15 protein-coding genes are annotated in these 16,740 nt (G+C 51.1%); 6 read left to right on the top strand and 9 right to left on the bottom strand.

The features are described from left to right. Nucleotides 1–41 precede the first annotated feature (41 nt). From bamK to CCC32_RS05855, 9 genes are all read right to left on the bottom strand, one after another. Nucleotides 42–683 (bottom strand): BamK family beta-barrel-assembly machinery protein, encoded by a 642-nt coding sequence (gene bamK, locus CCC32_RS05895; RefSeq protein WP_042518790.1) that lies wholly within the window; start codon nucleotides 681–683, stop codon nucleotides 42–44. A gap of 123 nt (nucleotides 684–806) precedes the next feature. Further along, nucleotides 807–1,835 (bottom strand): DHH family phosphoesterase, encoded by a 1,029-nt coding sequence (locus CCC32_RS05890; protein WP_287072989.1) that lies wholly within the window; start codon nucleotides 1,833–1,835, stop codon nucleotides 807–809. Nucleotides 1,836–1,949: 114 nt separating this feature from the next. Further along, nucleotides 1,950–2,861 (bottom strand): glycosyltransferase family protein, encoded by a 912-nt coding sequence (locus CCC32_RS05885; protein WP_287072987.1) that lies wholly within the window; start codon nucleotides 2,859–2,861, stop codon nucleotides 1,950–1,952. Nucleotides 2,862–2,954: 93 nt separating this feature from the next. After that, the gene (locus tag CCC32_RS05880) at nucleotides 2,955–3,398 is read right to left on the bottom strand and encodes a YqaA family protein (RefSeq protein WP_022315600.1); all 444 of its coding nucleotides are present in this window, start codon (nucleotides 3,396–3,398) and stop codon (nucleotides 2,955–2,957) included. Beyond that, nucleotides 3,395–4,318: a hypothetical protein gene (locus CCC32_RS05875; protein WP_287072985.1), complete on the bottom strand. Its 924-nt coding sequence runs from the start codon at nucleotides 4,316–4,318 to the stop codon at nucleotides 3,395–3,397. Before CCC32_RS05875 ends, CCC32_RS05880 begins: the two co-directional genes overlap by 4 nt. Before the next feature lie 17 nt (nucleotides 4,319–4,335). Continuing rightward, nucleotides 4,336–5,604 carry a phosphoribosylamine--glycine ligase gene (gene purD, locus CCC32_RS05870; protein WP_287072984.1) on the bottom strand — a complete coding sequence of 423 codons (1,269 nt, stop codon included), beginning with the start codon at nucleotides 5,602–5,604 and terminating at the stop codon, nucleotides 4,336–4,338. Between the two features lie 130 nt (nucleotides 5,605–5,734). Further along, entirely contained in the window at nucleotides 5,735–6,424 is a 690-nt protein-coding gene (locus CCC32_RS05865; protein ID WP_287072982.1) for a hypothetical protein, read from the bottom strand. Between the two features lie 288 nt (nucleotides 6,425–6,712). After that, the gene (locus CCC32_RS05860; RefSeq protein WP_287072980.1) at nucleotides 6,713–8,932 is read right to left on the bottom strand and encodes a S9 family peptidase; all 2,220 of its coding nucleotides are present in this window, start codon (nucleotides 8,930–8,932) and stop codon (nucleotides 6,713–6,715) included. Nucleotides 8,933–8,940: 8 nt separating this feature from the next. Then, complete coding sequence (locus CCC32_RS05855) at nucleotides 8,941–10,437, bottom strand: THUMP domain-containing class I SAM-dependent RNA methyltransferase (protein WP_287072978.1); 1,497 nt, start codon at nucleotides 10,435–10,437, stop codon at nucleotides 8,941–8,943. Between the two features lie 654 nt (nucleotides 10,438–11,091). Between CCC32_RS05855 and CCC32_RS05850 the strand changes: the two genes are divergently transcribed. From CCC32_RS05850 to nqrF, 6 genes are all read left to right on the top strand, one after another. Further along, nucleotides 11,092–12,456 carry a Na(+)-translocating NADH-quinone reductase subunit A gene (locus CCC32_RS05850; RefSeq protein WP_287072976.1) on the top strand — a complete coding sequence of 455 codons (1,365 nt, stop codon included), beginning with the start codon at nucleotides 11,092–11,094 and terminating at the stop codon, nucleotides 12,454–12,456. Between the two features lie 18 nt (nucleotides 12,457–12,474). Next, nucleotides 12,475–13,626, top strand: a complete 1,152-nt coding sequence (locus tag CCC32_RS05845) for an NADH:ubiquinone reductase (Na(+)-transporting) subunit B (RefSeq protein WP_022315607.1) — start codon at nucleotides 12,475–12,477, stop codon at nucleotides 13,624–13,626. A 23-nt stretch (nucleotides 13,627–13,649) separates the two neighbouring features. Beyond that, a complete protein-coding gene (nqrC, locus tag CCC32_RS05840) occupies nucleotides 13,650–14,396 on the top strand; it encodes an NADH:ubiquinone reductase (Na(+)-transporting) subunit C (RefSeq protein WP_287072975.1) in 747 nt (248 codons plus the stop codon). 23 nt (nucleotides 14,397–14,419) lie between these two features. Then, entirely contained in the window at nucleotides 14,420–15,037 is a 618-nt protein-coding gene (locus CCC32_RS05835) for an NADH:ubiquinone reductase (Na(+)-transporting) subunit D (protein WP_022315609.1), read from the top strand. Further along, entirely contained in the window at nucleotides 15,038–15,664 is a 627-nt protein-coding gene (gene nqrE, locus CCC32_RS05830) for an NADH:ubiquinone reductase (Na(+)-transporting) subunit E (RefSeq protein ID WP_022315610.1), read from the top strand. Nucleotides 15,665–15,708: 44 nt separating this feature from the next. Beyond that, the coding region (gene nqrF, locus CCC32_RS05825) for an NADH:ubiquinone reductase (Na(+)-transporting) subunit F (protein WP_287072974.1) at nucleotides 15,709–16,740 on the top strand (1,032 nt) is incomplete at its 3' end.

The raw sequence follows: 16,740 nt of genomic DNA, 5'->3' as shown, positions 1-16,740 counted from the left end.
AAAAAGGCAAGCTTTCGCCCGCCTTATTGTTTTGTATAGGTTTATCTTCCCCTTTCGTAAGTGATGTTGTACAGGCATGGATAAACACCGCTCGTAGCGTATTGGTGTCCCTGTGTGTGAGGCACGATGAGTCTTACCTTGGCAATCTCGTCGCCCTCCTTCTCAGGTCTGCCCACGTTGATGTAGGTAAACGGCACGAGCCATCCGCTTGGCACCGATGTGCTGCCATAGAGCGAATACATCAGACTCTCGCCGGCTTCGAAAGAGGCGGTGAATGTGCCGCTCGTGTTCTGCACGTTCATCTTGTCTACTACAGAGATGTAATAACCGATCATGTTGGTTGACTGCAGGGAGTCGGTAAGCAAATTGTATTCCTCGTAGCGGCAGAGCACAGTGGTTGTCTCGCCCTTTTCAATCTTCTTGCCGCATCCCTTGCGTATTATCTGCATGTATACGTTGGAGTCGTCGAGATAAACGAATTCGTTTTTTGCAGTGTCGGTGACGCAGCCATTGGCTTCAAACTCACTTTCTTTCAACACCTTGATGCCTTTTTCGCTGATATAGCGGTTGATGGCATTTCTCTCGCGCTTCTTCTGGTCGGCGTATGTCTCGTCGTCGCTGCAGCTTGAGAATACCGTTACTGCTGCCACGAGCGTCATCAGGAAGTATGCTATTTTCTTCATTGTCATTTTTATTCGTTGGAATTTATCCTTGCAAAAATACGAATATTTGTTCAAATACCTATTATTCTCACTGGCTTATTACGTTACTTTAACGTGGCGTCATTGTCATGAATGCATTGTGGCTTACCAGCGGAATTCTCTGATAGCCTTGTTCACAAGCATCTCAGCTTCGTCCATCGTGCAGTTCAGATGACCGCCGGAGGCATTGAGATGTCCGCCGCCGTTGAAGTATTTTTCTGCCATCTTGTTGCAGGGGAAATCGTCTACCGACCTCAGGCTCACCCAAATGGTGTCAGGCTTCTCTGTGTCTTCGCGCAGTGAGATGCTCAGTTTCATGCCCTTTATCTGCAGCGGCATGTTGACGAGTCCCTCGGCATCGCCCTTCATGAAATGGAAATGCTTCAGGTCGCGCCTTGTCAGAGTGAAATAAGCGGCATGGTATTCTGCGAATACGTTAAGTTTGGTATACATCACGTAGCCCATCAGTCTCAGTCGCCAGAGACTGTAGTTGTTGAACACGTTGCGGTATATCTTGTCTTTGTTGATTCCCTTTGTGAGCAGTTGGCTGATGATGAAGAATATCTCCGGACGGTTGGAGTTGTATGTGAAACCTCCCGTGTCGGTCATCATTCCGCAGTATATCGCCACTGCCACATCCTTGTCCATCTCCTCGAATCCGCCAAGCTGCCATATCAGTCGGAACACCAGTTCGCATGTGCTGCACGCCTCGGGGTGAGACACGCTGATGTCGGCATCCACCGTCGGGTTCAGATGATGGTCGATAAGCACCTTGTGGGCCGTAGACTCCGTGATGAGCGGTTCCAGTTCAGCCGTCCTGCTTGCATCGCTGAAATCGAGACACAGCAGCAGGTCAGCATTGCGGGTAGCCGCTTCTGCCTCCTCCTTTTTCTTGTCGTGTCTCAGAATGTCCATCGTGCCCGGCAGCCACTGCAGGAAGTTCGGGAACATGTCGGGCACGATGACCTTCACGTCTTCCTTTCCTCTCTGTTTCAGATAGTTTGCCATACCGAGTGTCGAACCGATGGCATCGCCGTCGGGACTGCGGTGTGTGTATATTGCAATATGATTTGCTTCATCGATAAGACGGTTGAGGCTCTCTACCTCAACCTCAGTAAGTAGGTTTATGTTCATCGGGGATTTATATTTAGTTTACGAGTAGATGAGCCGGCTTGTTTGCTTGTTAACCTGCTTGTCCGCTCGTCTACTCGTATACTTGTCTACTTGTCAACTCGTCAACTTGAAATCTTAGAACAACTTCTTTGGATAAACGCCGTTGTTGACGAGCTTCTGTATGCGCTCCACGGTGCCAGGTCTGTCTTCTGGATAAGTCACTCCGAACCAGTTGCTTGTGGTGTCGAGCACCTTCACTGTCGCTGTGCCTTCGTTGATAAGCTTGTTTACCATCAGCGGGATGAAGAACTCCGACTTCAGGTTCGTCATGTTCTCTGGTTTTGAGAGGAACTCCTTGAAGAATTCGTCGCTGTATTCGAAATAGTCAGGAGTGAATCCCCATACGTTCATGGAAACAGGAGTGTTGTCGTCTACTGTTACCCACTTGTCCTCTTCATCCATATAGCTCACCTTGCCGTCGATGCGCATTATCTTTGTGCGCTCCACAACTGTGGTGAGGTTGTCGTCGGCGTCTTTAGAGCAGATACCGCGAGAAACGGTGCCGTTCTCCGACAGGGTGTTGCCAACGCGGAATCCCACCATGGCATATCTGTTCTTGCTTCCCTCCGGCAGTTCGCTCAGGAATTTGCCAATCACCATGAAGCAGTCGCGGTTGTAGAAGTCGTCGCAGTTGATGACGCAGAAAGGTTCCTTCACCACATCCTTTGCCATCATCACCGCATGGTTAGTACCCCATGGTTTCACTCTGTCCTTAGGGCAAGAGAAACCCTCTGGCAGTGCGTCGAGGCTCTGGAAGCAGAGTTCTGCAGGGATGTGTCCCTCATACTTCTTGAGGATCTTCTCTCTGAAGTCCTCCTCGAAGTCCTTGCGGATAATGAATACAATCTTACCGAATCCAGCCTGTATGGCATCATATATAGAGTAGTCCATGATGGTCTCTCCGTTAGGTCCCAGTCCGTCAAGTTGTTTCAGTCCTCCATACCTGCTGCCCATACCGGCAGCGAGCAAAACTAATGTAGGTTTCATAATCTTAATTTTAAATGTTATATTTATGTTGTTAGTCAGAAAATCATTTTCTGTTTGCTGTCAGAATCTTCTTTAGACAGTCGTGTTAGCAGTTTATTGGAACAGTTGTATTCCGAATACTATCAGTGCGTATCTTATGAACTTGCCCACCGTCATGCTCAATGTCGTCACGGGCAGGTTGGCACGCATCAGTCCGAGTGCCACAGTTATGGCGCTGCCGATTATGGGCACGAAGGCGAAGAATGCCATCAGTGCTCCGCGTCCCGCCATGAAACGCTGTGCCCTCTCTATCTTCTCCTCTTTGATGTGGAGATATTTCTCTATCCAGTCCATGCGTCCGAAGGTGCCTATCCAGTAGTTGAACAGTCCGCCGAGCACGTTGCCCACCGTTCCGGCTATGAGCAGTATCCATGGGTCGAGTCCCATCACCTTCAGTGCTCCTATCACCACTTCGCTGTTGAAAGGCAGCACGCTGCCGGCGAGCAGTGCTGATATGAACATGCCGAGGTATCCGAATTGTGCAAGAAATTCCGTCATGGCATCAAGTTGAAAATTGTTAAACCTAATGTCGCGAGACACATCACTATGAAAGTCACGTTTGTGAGCCAGGTCCTTGTCAGCGCCACATAGTGGGCGAACAGGCAGCTGGTGTTGACTATTATTATCGGCAGCAGATTGTCGAAATGCTGTGGCTGCAATATGATGAACACAAATGAGAGGATGTCCACCGTGATGAACATCTCGAATATCATCCTCGTGCGAATCTTGTCCTGGTAACTGTTGCGCATGTAGTGTATTATTCCTATCACCGCCAGCAGCACCACCAGTCCGAATGTCGCTATGCGGTGTATGTCGAGTGCCTCATATTGCAGGAGCGGTTCAAACTGAGCCAGTTCTGCGAAGTGGTCTATGAATGCGTCGAACTGGTTGGTCACCACATAGTAGCCCACAGCAAACCAGTATGGCATCACCAGTCCGAGCACTGTAGCCCAGAACATCCTGTGTGTTAGCGCCATCATGTTTGATGCCATCAGAATCCACAGGAACGGCACGAAATACAGAATCTGCACGAAGAAGAGGCTTGCTATTCCCAGACATGCGAATGAATAGAACGCTATTCCCGGTGCCCTCTTGTCTTGGTAAGAACGCAGCAGCGAGAGATAGAACAGTATGAAACACATACCCGTGGCGCAGCTCTCCAGCGAGCTGAACAGGAATGTGGCAGCACACGTCATTGCCACGAACGAGCATGACACCATGCGGCTGTATATCCTTATCAGCGAGTTGGTGTTGTTGAGCATCATCATCAGCAGCGTGGAAGCCACGAAGAACGCCAGCTGAAGGTATGCCCCTTCAGCCACGGTGCCCGCCCCCAGCCATACCGCTATGCCATAAATGATCATTACCGGAAAGGCGAAGCGGCTCTCTGCCAGTCTGTTCTGTATTCTCTTTTTCATTCAGCAGCAGTTGTTTCCTACAAGTCCTGTCCGATGTCTCTTCTGAAGTATTTGTCAGTGAAGCAGATCTTGTTTGCCTCAGTGAACGATTTCTGCAGAGCCTCCTCCTTGTCCTTTCCGTAGGAGCTCACAGCGATTACGCGTCCGCCGTTGGTCACCACTTCGCCGTCTTTCATTGCCGTGCCGGAGTGGAACACGATGCTTCCCTCCACCTGGTCAACTCCGCTGATAGGGTAGCCTTTGGCATATTTCTCTGGGTATCCGCCACTCACGAGCATTACGCATACGGCAGCCCTCTCGTCGAATTCAATCTCCTTTTCTGCGATATTTCCCTCGGCAACACCTTCGAGCAGGTCAACGAGGTCGCTCTTTATCCTCAGCATCACGCTCTCCGTCTCCGGGTCACCCATGCGGCAGTTGTATTCTATCACCATAGGGTTGCCCTCCACGTTGATGAGTCCGAAGAATATGAATCCCTTGTAGTCGATGTTCTCCTCTGCAAGTCCCTCCACGGTAGGTCTGATGATGCGGTCTTCCACCTTCTTCATCCATTCCTCCGTTGCAAATGGCACCGGTGTCACGCTTCCCATTCCACCGGTGTTCAGGCCCGTGTCATGCTCTCCGATGCGCTTGTAGTCCTTAGCCTCAGGCAGGATTTTGTAGTCCTTGCCGTCGGTGAGCACGAACACCGAGCATTCTATACCGCTCAGGAATTCCTCTATCACCACCTGTGCCGATGCGTTTCCGAACATGCCGCCGAGCATCTCGCGCAGTTCCTTCTTTGCCTCTTCCAGGGTAGGGAGGATGAGCACACCCTTTCCGGCACACAGTCCGTCAGCCTTCAGCACGTATGGTGCCTTCAGCGTTTCCAGGAATTTCAGTCCCTCTTCGAGCGATGTTCCGTCGAAAGTCCTGTATTTCGCTGTCGGAATGCCGTGGCGCTCCATGAATCCCTTTGCAAAGTCTTTAGAGCCCTCGAGCACGGCGCCCTTCTTCGACGGACCGATTACCGGGATGTCCTTCGTGCGTTTGTCGTTCTTGAAGTCATCATAGATGCCCTTCACCAGTGGGTCCTCAGGTCCTACCACCACCATGTTGACGCCGTTGTCCACGCAGAAGTTTTTCAGAGCCTCAAAGTCGTCGGCTTTGATATTCACGTTTTCGCCCACGAGAGCTGTTCCGGCATTGCCCGGAGCGATGAAGAGTTTTTCCACTTTCTTGCTCTGTGCTATTTTCCAAGCCAGTGCATGCTCGCGACCGCCGCTGCCTAAAAGGAGTATTTTCATAATCTAAATAGAGTTTCTTTTGTTTATATTTGGTGCAAAATTACAATATAAAGTGTTTATCGCCAAATAGTGACGGTGAAAAAATAACTTGGTATGTATTTTACTGTCACACAATAGTGCGTAATTATAGTTAATCATTCTTTTGTTCTTTCATGACTTCGAACATCACCTCGTCGAATGCCCTGTGTGAGAATATCGTTTGGTCAAGTGTTTCGGTGAAAAATATCTCCACGTCTGGTATCTCCGGAATCATCAGCATGAATACGCTTGTATGTAGCCACATGGAGTCTTCGTTGAAGGAGTATAGCAACTTGAACCCGTTGTAGTTCAGGTTTGCCATGTTTATCGCCTTTCTCACCGTCGATACCATTTCAAGGTTTTCCGCCGGGTATTTTCTCCAGAACGTGTCGAAGATGGTGATGAACGGTCTTTCGTTGCTCATTCTCAGGTACATCCGCTCACCTTTGTATTCAATCCAGTATTCATCTTTGTTCTCGTTGTCCTGTTCATACTCTATGCCATGCTTGTCGAGCAGTTGCAGACACAGGTCTTTCGTTCCCGTCCTGCTGCTTTCCATGTTGTTGTCTGTCTGTTTCATAGTCTTCTCTGTTGAAGATGCGGTTGTTGTTGAAGATTCTGTTGCTGCATCGGCCTCGATTTCCTGTTCCCTTTTATGGCTTTTGTATACCAAGCGAGCTATTCCTGCTATCACTCCAATGCCCATGCTTTTCATGAAAGTTTCCGGGTCGTCCATGCCGAATCCGTATCTCAGTATCAGATATGAGATAATCGATGTGGTTACTATTATAATGTATGTCATATTGAAGAATCTTTTTGAGTGGTTCGGATTATCATGGCGGAGCCATTGCCAGTGGTGCTCTAACATATTCCCCAAACGGTAATTATGCCGTTTGTTTTTTGTATTTTACAAAGGTAGTGATAATTATCCGCAAACAAGCATACTGACGATGATTTTTATTCATCTGCTCCACGTTTTCTTTATATCCCTTATGTCAACGAGGGCCTCTGCAAATCGCAGAAGCCCTCGTTGTGATAGCAGTCTTGACTGATGTAGAGTCAAGAAAATGTGATTATCCCAAATTGGGGTTTATTTCAGATAATCCTCGAAATACTGTGTGATGCGCTCATGCAGGTGAACGCTCTTGTGACCCATCATATTGTGACCCTCGCCAGGATAAGCGAAGAAGTCAGGCTGAGTGCCGGCCTCGCTGCAGGCATTGAGGAACATGAGGCAGTTCTGTGGAACAACGGTAGGGTCGTTCATACCAGTGATGATCTGCAGTTTGCCCTTCAGATCCTTGGCCTTGTTCAGGAGCGAAGTCTTTGCATATCCCTCCGGGTTGCTCTCCGGAGTGTCCATATAGCGCTCACCATACATCACCTCATACCATTTCCAGTCGATTACCGGTCCGCCGGCAACTCCCACCTTGAACACGTCAGGATAGTTTGTCATCAGCGAGATTGTCATGAATCCGCCGAAGCTCCATCCATGAACGCCCATGCGGTCCTGATCAACGTAAGGCAGCGACTTGAGATATTCCACTCCCTTCATCTGGTCCTTCATCTCCTCCTGTCCGAGCTGACGGAATGTAGCCTGCTCGAAGTCCTTTCCGCGATGCTCGCTTCCGCGGTTGTCGAGGATGAAGAGCAGATAGCCTTTCTGCGCCATGTATGTCTCCCATGAGCGAGAGCTGTAGTGCCAGCGTGCGTCCACGTTGTGGGCGTGAGGGCCACCGTATACATAAACCACAGTAGGATATTTCTTGTTAGGATCGAAATCCACCGGCTTCACCATTCTCCAGTAGAGGTCGGTAGTGCCGTCTGCAGCCTTCAGCTTGCCGCAAGAGTATTCCGGAATGTTGTATCCCTTCTCCTTCCATGGGTCCTTGGCGTTGAGGATGCAGTGGCTCTTGCCTGTCTGAGTGTCGATAGCCACGATGCGACGGGGCACCGTAGGCTCCTGGTAGTTGTCGAGCAGGTATCTGCCGCTGGCGCTAATTGTCGAACCCTCGTGCCATCCCTTGCCGCCTTCATCGATGCGTGTGCGCTTCTTGTTGGCCACGCTCACCGAGTATACGTTCTGCTGGATAGGGCTTGCCTCGTTAGACTTGTATATGATGCTCTTTGTCTTGCTGTTGAAACCGAGCACGCTGAGCACTTCCCATTTTCCTTCTGTCAGCTGCTCTACTTCAAGTGACTCCGTGTTGCTTGCCATTCTGCTGCCGTGTATGCCGAGGGTACAGAGATACAGGTGGTTGTAGCCATCCTGACGGCTCTGCATGATGAACTGTGACTTGTCCCAAGGCAGGAACACGATAGGGTTGAGAGGCTCCACGTATTTCTCGTCCACCTCGCGATACAGTTCACCGGTCTTCTCTCCTGTCTCTGCGTCGTATGCGGTGAGGCGGCAGTCGTTCTGGTCGCGGTTCAGTTCAAACATATACACCTTCTTGCCGTCCGGTGCCCATGCCAGGTTGGTGAAATAGCGGTCAGTAGGGTCGCCGGCTTTCAGATACACCGTCTTTCCCGTCTTCATGTCATACACGCCGATTGTCACCTTGTGGCTCGTCATTCCGCACATAGGATATTTGTCAGGCTCATAGGTGGCCTCACGCTCGAAGGTGTTCACTTGAGGATAGTCAGCCACCATCGACTGGTCCATGCGGTTGAAGGCGAGCTTCGTTCCGTCCGGACTCCAGAATGTGCCCTTCATCGAGGCGAACTCGTTGCGGTGTACTGCCTGTCCGTATACAATCTCGCGGCTGCCGTCGGTAGAGAGCTGTGTCGTCTTTCCTTCAGCGTCCATAACGTAGAGGTTGTGGTCGCTAACGTATGCCACAGCCTTCGATGCGTTGTTCCAGTCGGCAAACTCCTGTCCCTTTGAAGCCTGGCGCCATACCACCGCTTTCTTCTTGAAGTCGATGAGCATGCGCTCCTGCTTGTTGGCGATGAGCACGAGACTCTTGCCGGCGTATGGGAACTGTGCCCAGCCGAGGTTCAGTATCTTGGAATCCTCGTTGGTCTTCGCCCATGCGTTGAGCTGTGCCTCGGTGAAGAGAGTCGTCTCTTTGCCGTTGGCTTTGTTTACGAGCTTACACTCCTCAGCGTTGCGGAGCACGAGCTCGTCGCCCCACCATGTGATGTTGCGATACTCTGGAATCATGTTGTGGTAGTTCGTTCCACCGAAGTTCAGGTCTTCGAGTGAGAACTGCTTCAACTGTGCTGCTGCGTTCATAGTGATCAGAATGCAGGCGGCAGCAGCGGCAACTCGTCGTGCCACCGTCTTGATAAGGTTTTTATTCATCATTATATCAGTTAAAACTTTTTTGTTTTTCTGTCATATCCCCTGTCGAAGTTCTTTCCGCCACGTCGGTCGCCACGGTCAAACTTCTTTCCGCCCTTGTCGTAGTTCTTGCGTCCGCGGCGGTTGTCGTCGTCGTCGAAATCACGGCGGGTCTTCGTTCTCGGCTTCTTGTCAGCCTTCTTGCCGAAGTTCAGTGCGTCGGCATACGGGCTCTTGCGGAATTTGAACGAACGGATGTCTTCCTCCTCGTCCAGATGCTCCGGTTCGTCGAGACGCTTCTTGAATTCGCGGTGCTCCTTGAAGCGGTGCTTTTCAGCCATCTGCTTCTTCTCCTCTTCAGTCTTCAGGATATTTCCCTCGCTGCGGAACTCGCGGAAACCGCCTTCGAACATCAGGTATTTGCGGAACTCGCATTCCAGCGAACCATTATAGAGAGGAATCTTCTGCGACGGTTTCAGTCCGATCTCGTCGAAACACTCCTTGCGGTAGCTCAACACCCAGGCCTCGCCGTTCTTGAAGTTGCGCTTCAGCGTCTCTCCAATCATCTTGTATGTTCCGAGCAGGTTCGGTGTAGAGATACGCTCGCCGTATGGCGGGTTGGTTATCATGAAAGCCTTGCCCTCAGGCTGCTTGAAGTCCTTGAAGTCGGCACATGTGATTGTCACGTCCTTGCTCAGTCCGGCAGCCTTAACATTCATGATGGCAGTGTTCACAGCCTTCATGTCCACGTCAGAACCGTAGATGTGATGTGTGAACTCACGCTCCTGCGAGTCGTCGTCGTATATGCTGCTGAAGAGGTCAGCATCGAAATCCTTCCATTTCTCGAATGCGAACTCCTTGCGGAAGAGTCCAGGTGCCATGTTGCGTGCTATGAGGGCAGCCTCCACAACGATAGTTCCCGAACCACACATCGGGTCGTAGAAGTCAGTGTCGCCCTTCCATCCCGACATGAGGATCATTCCGGCAGCAAGCACCTCGTTCAGAGGAGCTTCCACCGATTCCTGTCTGTATCCGCGACGGTGCAGGCTCTCACCGCTCGAGTCGAGCGACAGCGTGCAGCGGTCTTCGGCGATGTGCATGTTGAGGCGTATGTCGGGGTTCGACACCGAGATGTTCGGACGGCTGCCGGTCTTCTCTCTGAACTGGTCAACGATGGCGTCCTTCACTTTGTATGCCACGAACTTAGAGTGGCGGAACTCGTCGGAGAATACCACGGAGTCAACGGCGAAGCTATCTTTCAGGTCGAGATACTTGCTCCAGTCAATCTTCTTCACCTCGTTATAAACATCGTCGGCGCTCTGGGCCTTGAAATGCTTTATCGGTTTTAGAATGCGAATCGCCGTGTGCAGTTGGAAGTTAGCGCGATACATCATCTCCTTGTCGCCGGTGAACGACACCATGCGGCGACCAATCTCTACGTTGTTAGCTCCGAGTTGCGTTAGCTCCTGTGCCAATACGGGCTCAAGACCCATGAAGGTTTTGGCGATGAGCTCAAATTCCTGTTCCATTATTGAATTAAAAATCTATGATACTTATTTGCTTATTGTCTTGAGAGTGTGTTTGTATTGACACGGTAACACCGCCGGATGTACTGATATAAAATAAGGTGGGAAACGCTTCAAAATTTCCTCAATGCCATTGTCCGAAAGCAATCCTTTGCCATCGCAATGCAGTCGTAGACGGCCTCCCGTGGAGCATTCCGGAGATAATAGACTCTCCGCCGCCTGTTTCAGAATGTCTGTAGTTTTGTCGATTCCCATCATGTGATAAAATTGTCAATTTTCCATCTGCGATAAAAAATGTCAATGCGTGTGCAAATTTACGTCATTTCTCTTTAAGTGCCAAATCTTTTTTATGGAAAGACTATAATTGTGGTGAAAGGAACTGGCTGTAGATTCGGAAATCCGAAAACCCAGAGAGAAACCAAATATATGTCAGCGGCGCGTTGTTCGCTTTGGTCTCCTAATTCACAAATTGCTTGCCACAGTGCATGTGATTTGTAATATACGCTTGACAAAGGGTAGGGTAAACCTCATTTTATTAAATAGTTAATAGACTTTTAAAATCCAAATTATATATAATATAAATACTTTTTATATCTTTGCCGAGAATTTGTTTCCAATGGTATAAGTGTCTTAGCAAAATAATTAAACAAGTATTTTATGACAAAATTTGTTAGATTAAGTCGTGGACTTGACATCAACCTTGCCGGCAAGGCAGAAAAGACAAAGCGCGTCTTGATGCCCGGTGAGGTGTTTGCCCTCACGCCATCCTCTTTTGAGGGAGTTAAACCAAAGGTGATGGTGAAAGAAGGCGACAGAGTCAAGGCCGGCGATGTATTGTTCATCAACAAAGACTATCCCGAAGTGGGATTCTCTTCACCGGTCAGCGGAGAAGTTTGTCTTGTAGAACGCGGCGACCGTCGAAAGCTCCTCAGCGTGAGGGTGAAAGCCGACGCAAATCAGGAGTTTGTTGACTTCGGAGTGAAAAACGTGAAAGAGATGACCGGCGACGATGTGGAGAAGTCACTTCTCGAAGCGGGCCTCTTCGGTTATATCAACCAGTTGCCCTATGCCGTGTCAACCAATCCGCAGACAAAGCCTAAAGCTATTTTCGTTTCCGCTCTCAGGGATATGCCGCTGGCAGGCGATTTCGAATTCGAACTTGAGGGACAGGAGAAAGATTTCCAGACAGGACTCACGGCGCTCAGCAAGATGGCGAAGACCTATCTCGGCGTCGGCGACAAGCAGAACATCAGCGCTGCCGATGTGGAGGTGGTGACCTTCAAGGGCAAGTGCCCGGCAGGCAACGTGGGAGTGCAGGTCAATCACATCGACCCCGTGAACAAGGGCGAAGTGGTATGGACCGTAGACCCTACGGCGGTGATATTCTTCGGCAGACTCTTCAATAGCGGCCGCGTGGACCTCCGTCGCACGGTAGCCCTCGCCGGTTCTGAGGTTACAGCCCCATGCTACGCCGACATGCTCGTGGGACAGGATATCGAAACCCTCGTGGCAGGAGCCTACCGTGGCGACAACGTGCGCATCATCATGGGCAACCCTCTGACAGGCAAACCGGTGGAGAAAACTGCCGACACAGGTGCTGCATCATACAGCCGTTTCCTCGGCGCACACACCAGCGAGGTGACGATAATCCCCGAAGGCAACGACGCCGACGAGCTGGCAGGCTGGATAATGCCACGCCTGAAGCAGTTCAGCGTGTCGAGAAGCTATTTCTCATGGCTCTTCGGCAAGAACAGGGAGTATCGCCTCGATGCCAGAGTGAAAGGCGGCGAGCGCCACATGATAATGAGCGGCGAATACGACAAGGTGTTCCCTATGGACATCTATGCCGAATATCTTATCAAGGCAATCATCGCCGGCGACATCGACAAGCAGGAACAGCTCGGCATATATGAGGTGAGTCCTGAAGACTTCGCCCTGGCAGAGTTCGTTGACTCCTCCAAGCTCGAGCTGCAGCACATCGTGCGTCAGGGACTCGACATATTGAGAAAGGAAAACAGCTAACTATAAATACAACAGACCATGTCATTTTTAAGAAACTATCTGAACAAAATAAAGCCGAACTTCGAAGAAGGCGGCAAGCTGCATTCGCTGCGCAGCGTCTTCGATGGCTTCGAGACATTCCTATATGTCCCGAACACCACATCGAAGAGCGGCACCAATATCCACGATGCCATCGACTCAAAGCGTATAATGAGTATGGTGGTAATCGCACTGCTGCCGGCACTCCTATTCGGAATGTATAACATCGGCTACCAGAACTATGCCGCAGCACACCAGACAGGCACCCTCCTGGAGATGTTCGCCTACGGATTCCTTGTGATGCTGCCCAAGCTGCTCGTCAGCTATGTGGTAGGTCTGGGAATAGAATTTGCCTGGGCACAGTGGAAAGGTGAGGAGATACAGGAAGGCTACCTCGTCAGTGGTATCATCATCCCGATGATTCTCCCCGTTGGCTGCCCGTTGTGGTGTATCGCCATCGCAGTGGCATTTGCCGTAATCTTCGGTAAGGAAATCTTCGGCGGCACCGGAATGAATATCTTCAACGTGGCACTTCTCGCCCGTGCGTTCCTCTTCTTCTCTTATCCTACGAAGATGAGCGGCGACTCGGTGTGGGTTGCCACCGACAGCATCTTCGGACTCGGCAACACGCTGCCCGACGCCTTCACCTGCGCCACTCCTCTCGGACAGATGGCACAGGGCTCTGCACCGTCGGCATCGCTCTTCGACAGCATCGTGGGACTCATTCCCGGCAGTATCGGTGAGACCAGTGTCATAGCGATAGCCATCGGAGCCGTGATACTCCTCTGGACAGGCATCGCCTCATGGAAGACTATGCTCAGCGTGTTCCTCGGCGGAGGCGTGATGGCAGCGATTTTCCAGGCCACAGGACAGACCCCTGTGGAGTGGTATGAGCATATTGTGCTGGGCGGATTCTGCTTCGGTGCGGTGTTCATGGCTACAGACCCTGTGACATCGGCACGCACCGAGACCGGCAAATGGATATACGGCATACTCATCGGCGCACTCGCCGTAATCATCAGAGTGATGAACCCCGGATATCCAGAGGGAATGATGCTCGCCATCCTCTTCGGCAACATGATGGCTCCGGCAATCGACTTCTATGTTGTTGAGGCAAACATCAGCAAGAGAATGAAACGAGCCAAGAAATAACAATAAGGTATAAAATACTGATTATGAACAAGAATAGCAATACATACATCATAGCATACAGCTGCATAATGGTTGTAGTGGTGGCTTTCCTGCTCGCCTTTGTGAGCAGTTCGCTGAAGCCGGCGCAAGACGTCAACGTGGCGCTCGACAAGAAGAAGCAGATACTTGCCGCCCTCAACATCCGCAACCTCTCCGACCAGGAGAGTGCCGAACAGTATGCAAAAGTGGTAGACCGCGACGCTGTCATCAATGCCGACGGCAAAGAGATAGCCAAGGGCGGAAAAGGTGGCGAGACTGCAGGATTCCTTCTCAACAGCGCCGACTACAAGGCAGGCAAACTCGCAGTTTATTACTGCACCGTAGACGGCAAGCACAAATTCGTGGTGCCTGTTTACGGTATGGGACTCTGGGGACCGATCTGGGGATATATCGCCGTTAACGAAGACTGCAACACCATTTATGGCGCATACTTCAACCATGAGGGCGAGACAGCCGGACTGGGAGCCGAAATCAAGGATTCAAAGGCTTGGCAGGACCTCTTCCGCGGAAAGACCATCTATGGCGCCGATGGCACACCGGTGATAAAGGTGAAGAAGGAGAGCGAAGTGAAAGACAAGAGCTGCGAGGTGAACGCCGTGACGGGAGCTACCCTCACCTCTGTGGGAGTGAGCGACATGTTGCAAGAGGGCTTCGCAAAATACAGAAAACTGTTCGCTGGACAGGCCGCACAAACCGAAGGCCAGAACGGCAGCGATGGTGAGAAACAGTAATCATTTAAAGAAGCAATGATAATATGGAAAATAAGATAAAAAGCGTTTTCACAGCGCCTCTCAATTTCATGAACCCGGTGCTCGTTCAGGTGCTCGGTATCTGTTCGGCACTCGCCGTCACGTCGCAGCTCAAGCCTGCCCTTGTGATGGGACTCGCCGTGACCGTGATCACGGCATTCAGCAACCTCATCATCTCGCTCATCCGCAACACCGTGCCAACGCGTATCCGTATCGTGGTGCAGCTCGTTGTGGTGGCAGCCCTCGTTACCATCGTGAGCCAGGTGCTCAAGGCATACGTCTATGATGTCAGCGTGGAACTCTCTGTCTACGTAGGTCTCATCATCACCAACTGTATCCTTATGGGTCGTCTTGAGGCTTTCGCCATGCAGAACAAGCCCTGGCCGTCGTTTGTCGACGGTTTCGCCAACGGACTCGGCTACGGCATCATCCTCGTGGTGGTGGGAGCGGTGAGAGAGCTGCTCGGCAGAGGAACGCTGCTCGGATTTGAAATCCTGCCAAAGAGTGTTTACGAAATGGGATATTTGAACAACGGAACGATGACCATGCCTGCCATGGCGCTCATCCTCATCGGAGTGGTGATATGGATTCATCGTGCTTATTTTTACAAGGAGGAGAAGTAAATGGAACACTTGATAAACCTTTTCTTTAGGTCCATCTTCGTGGACAACATGATTTTCGCATTCTTCCTCGGCATGTGCTCGTTCCTTGCCGTATCCAAGAACGTGAAGACATCGCTCGGTCTCGGCGTCGCTGTGACGTTCGTGCTCGTGGTCACCGTGCCTGCCAACTACCTGTTGCAGACCAAGGTGCTCGGCCCCGACTGTATCATCAAGGGGGTAGACCTGAGCTATCTCTCGTTTATCCTCTTCATCGCGGTAATCGCCGGCATCGTGCAGCTGGTGGAGATGGTGGTTGAACGTTTCTCGCCGACTCTCTATGGAGCGCTCGGTATTTTCCTGCCACTCATCGCCGTTAACTGTGCCATCATGGGAGCGTCGCTCTTCATGCAGCAGCGCATCAACCTCGACCCTTCAAACACCCAGTATCTGGGCAGCGTGGGCGACGCCTTCGTATATGCCCTCGGTTCTGGTCTGGGATGGATTCTCGCCATCGTGAGCATGGGAGCCATAAGGGAGAAGATGCAGTATAGCGATGTGCCGAAGCCATTACAGGGACTCGGAATCTCGTTTATCGTCGTAGGACTCATGGCGATAGCGATGATGTGTTTCTCGGGATTGAAAATATAGACGAGTAGATAAGTTGACAGAATAACTTTAACAGAATTCAAACAATGAACATCAGTTATATATTGGCCAGCATCGGAGTATTCCTTGCAGTGATACTCGTGCTCGTGATAGTGCTGCTGGTCGCAAAGAAATATCTTAGTCCGAGCGGCAAGGTGACAATCACCGTCAATGGCTCCAACGTGATTGAAGTGGAGCAGGGCGACACCGTGATGAACTCCCTCAACGACAACGGCATCCATCTGCCGTCGGCTTGCGGCGGAAAGGCAAGCTGCGGACAGTGCAAACTCCAGGTGCTGCGTGGAGGCGGCGAGATTCTCGATTCCGAGAAACCGCATTTCTCGCGCAAGGAGATTAAAGACAACTGGCGTCTGGGCTGCCAGGTGAAGGTGAAGGGCGACATGGAAGTGAAGGTGCCCGAAGAGGTGATGGGAGTGAAGGAATGGGAATGCACGGTGATAGAAAACCGCAACGTTGCCACCTTCATCAAGGAGTTCACCGTGGCTCTGCCAAAGGGAGAGCACATGCACTTCGAACCGGGATCCTACGCTCAGATCCGTATTCCAGCCTTCGACATGGATTTCGACAAGGATATCGACAAGTCGCTCATCGGCGATACATATATGCAGGCATGGAAAGACTTCGGACTGTTCTCGTTGAAATGCAAGAACACCGAGCCTACCATCCGTGCTTATTCTATGGCAAACTATCCCGATGAGGGCGACATCATCATGCTCAACGTTCGTATCGCCACGCCGCCTTTCAAGCCGAAAGACCAGGGCAAGGGATTCCTTGATGTCAGTCCGGGTATCGCCTCGTCATACATCTTCTCGCTGAAGCCGGGCGACAAGGTCGTCATGTCGGGACCTTATGGTGAGTTCCGTCCGCAATACGACACCAAGCGCGAGATGATATGGGTGGGCGGAGGCGCCGGAATGGCTCCGCTGCGTGCTCAGATCATGCATATGCTGAGAACGAGAAACTGCCGTGACCGTGAGATGCACTATTTCTATGGAGCGCGTGCGCTGGAGGAGATACCGTTCCTCGACGACTTCCTGCAGCTGGAGAAGGAATATCCT

The organism is Prevotella sp. LMAG:51, from assembly GCF_008680225.1.
In the GTDB taxonomy this organism is placed as follows: domain Bacteria; phylum Bacteroidota; class Bacteroidia; order Bacteroidales; family Bacteroidaceae; genus Prevotella; species Prevotella pectinovora.
The sequence above is the reverse complement of the archived record's forward strand: the minus strand, read 5'-3'. Positions and strand labels throughout refer to the sequence as shown.

Bases quoted from the DNA above. Each gene is read 5' to 3' on its own strand.
- bamK (WP_042518790.1), bottom strand. From the start codon at position 683: ATGAAGAAAATAGCATACTTCCTGATGACGCTCGTGGCAGCAGTAACG.
- CCC32_RS05890 (WP_287072989.1), bottom strand. From the start codon at position 1,835: ATGAACATAAACCTACTTACTGAGGTTGAGGTAGAGAGCCTCAACCGT.
- CCC32_RS05885 (WP_287072987.1), bottom strand. From the start codon at position 2,861: ATGAAACCTACATTAGTTTTGCTCGCTGCCGGTATGGGCAGCAGGTAT.
- CCC32_RS05880 (WP_022315600.1), bottom strand. From the start codon at position 3,398: ATGACGGAATTTCTTGCACAATTCGGATACCTCGGCATGTTCATATCA.
- CCC32_RS05875 (WP_287072985.1), bottom strand. From the start codon at position 4,318: ATGAAAAAGAGAATACAGAACAGACTGGCAGAGAGCCGCTTCGCCTTT.
- purD (WP_287072984.1), bottom strand. From the start codon at position 5,604: ATGAAAATACTCCTTTTAGGCAGCGGCGGTCGCGAGCATGCACTGGCT.
- CCC32_RS05865 (WP_287072982.1), bottom strand. From the start codon at position 6,424: ATGACATACATTATAATAGTAACCACATCGATTATCTCATATCTGATA.
- CCC32_RS05860 (WP_287072980.1), bottom strand. From the start codon at position 8,932: ATGATGAATAAAAACCTTATCAAGACGGTGGCACGACGAGTTGCCGCT.
- CCC32_RS05855 (WP_287072978.1), bottom strand. From the start codon at position 10,437: ATGGAACAGGAATTTGAGCTCATCGCCAAAACCTTCATGGGTCTTGAG.
- CCC32_RS05850 (WP_287072976.1), top strand. From the start codon at position 11,092: ATGACAAAATTTGTTAGATTAAGTCGTGGACTTGACATCAACCTTGCC.
- CCC32_RS05845 (WP_022315607.1), top strand. From the start codon at position 12,475: ATGTCATTTTTAAGAAACTATCTGAACAAAATAAAGCCGAACTTCGAA.
- nqrC (WP_287072975.1), top strand. From the start codon at position 13,650: ATGAACAAGAATAGCAATACATACATCATAGCATACAGCTGCATAATG.
- CCC32_RS05835 (WP_022315609.1), top strand. From the start codon at position 14,420: ATGGAAAATAAGATAAAAAGCGTTTTCACAGCGCCTCTCAATTTCATG.
- nqrE (WP_022315610.1), top strand. From the start codon at position 15,038: ATGGAACACTTGATAAACCTTTTCTTTAGGTCCATCTTCGTGGACAAC.